The organism is Actinoplanes sp. NPDC051861, from assembly GCF_040681145.1.
In the GTDB taxonomy this organism is placed as follows: Bacteria; Actinomycetota; Actinomycetes; order Mycobacteriales; family Micromonosporaceae; genus Actinoplanes.
Map to the genome: position 1 here is coordinate 1 of NZ_JBFAYE010000048.1, position 1,519 is coordinate 1,519.

Annotated in this window: 1 protein-coding gene; it reads right to left on the bottom strand. The window is 68.2% G+C overall.

Annotation, left to right across the window (positions count from 1 at the left end; genetic code table 11):
• Positions 1–192 precede the first annotated feature (192 nt).
• Positions 193–1,455 (bottom strand): IS701 family transposase, encoded by a 1,263-nt coding sequence (locus tag AB0M02_RS46720; protein ID WP_364238993.1) that lies wholly within the window; start codon positions 1,453–1,455, stop codon positions 193–195.
• Between the last annotated feature and the right edge of the window lie 64 nt (positions 1,456–1,519).

The following is a 1,519-nucleotide window of genomic DNA, read 5'->3' on the forward strand; positions in this document are numbered from 1 at the left end:
CTAGCGGTAGTTTGTCGCCTTTATGGGGGTAGATAGAGGTTGAGGGCGTGGCCGTTTCCGACGGCGTTGAGTAGTTGCTGGAGTTCGCGGGGTGGTGGTTTGTCGGTCCAGGCTGTCCAGCAGCGGTGCAGGACCAGCCATGGGGTGAGCCAGGCGCGGACGGCGCGTAGCGCTTTCGGCCAGCTGGGCTGCTCAGCGGTCGAGTCGGGTTCGGGGCCCCCTCTCTCCGGAGTCGTCGGGGACGGATTCCGGGACAGTGGCGGTGTTGTCGCTGGTGGATGGTGGGTCGAACCAGGTGTCCCAGCAGAACGAGAACGCGCAGTTCACCAGGGTTTGGTGGCGTCGGATCGCGGTCGCGGAGCGGACTTGGAAGTCGGCCCAGCCCAGTTCGTCCTTGACCTGCTTGTAGCTTTGCTCGATCCAGTGCCGGATCCCGTAGAGCCGCACGAGCTCGGTCAGGTCCGCTGGCTCGTGGGCCGCGTCAGCAATGTCGTGGGGGCCGCCGGGGCGGGGCAGGTTGGTGGCCAGGTACCAGGTGGCCTTGTCCGGCAGGGTTTGCGGGTCGGTGGTGGCGATCACGAGGCGGGTGTGTCCGTCGGGTCCCCACCAGCCGAGCCGGGCGTCGGTGGCCCACCAGGTCTCGGTGTGCCCGTCGCGGAAGGTGCGCGTGACCGGGTGCCAACCGCCGGGATCGTCCGGGCCGGCCCAGGGCACCGTGCGGGCGGCGTCTCTGGGTGTGTAGGCCTCGGCACCGTGCTGCCAGGTGCCCCTCGACGGCTTGAGCGCCATGACGAACCCCAACCCGCTGTGCCGCAGCACGCCACGCAGGTCGTCGTGCTCGCCGTAGAAGCTGTCCGCCACCACCGCCCGGCAGACCACGCCCGCCGCGAGCGCTTTGGCGATCAGATCGGCGGCGATCTGCAACTTGGTCCGGAACCCGGGATCGGCCTGCTTCTTCTCGTAATGTGATGCCGGGGTGTAGGGCTGCGCGTGCAGCGGATAGTAGACACGCTCGTCGGCCCACACCGTGCTCACGGTGACGATGCCGTTGTCGGTCTTGCCGTACCGGCCCAGCCACTGCCGGCCCACATGCGCCGTCGCGGCACCGTCCTTACGGTCGCCGGAATCATCGATCGCGATCACCCCACGGGAGTGCGGCGCGGTCGCCGGATCGTTCACCAGTAGCTCGAGGCGCCGCCGGTTGATCTCATCGGGGTCCCATGTCGACTGCGACAGGAAGTACTGCAACCGCTGCACCGCCGCATGCTGCGCCCCCGCGACCGGCTCCGCCCCTGCCAAGCCCGTCAAGGTCTTGTTCCGATCGCGGGGTGCGAGCAGGCCGGTCAGATACTCACGGAACCCGCGCCGCTGGGCCAGCCGGGAGAACAACTCGTCGAAACACGCCGCGTAGTCCTCCAACGGACCCGCGGCCGGCGGACACACCGCACGAACCACCCGGCACTCCAACGCTCGACAGAACACTTGCCGAACGCAACGCCACACACCACAGAAAGGTTAC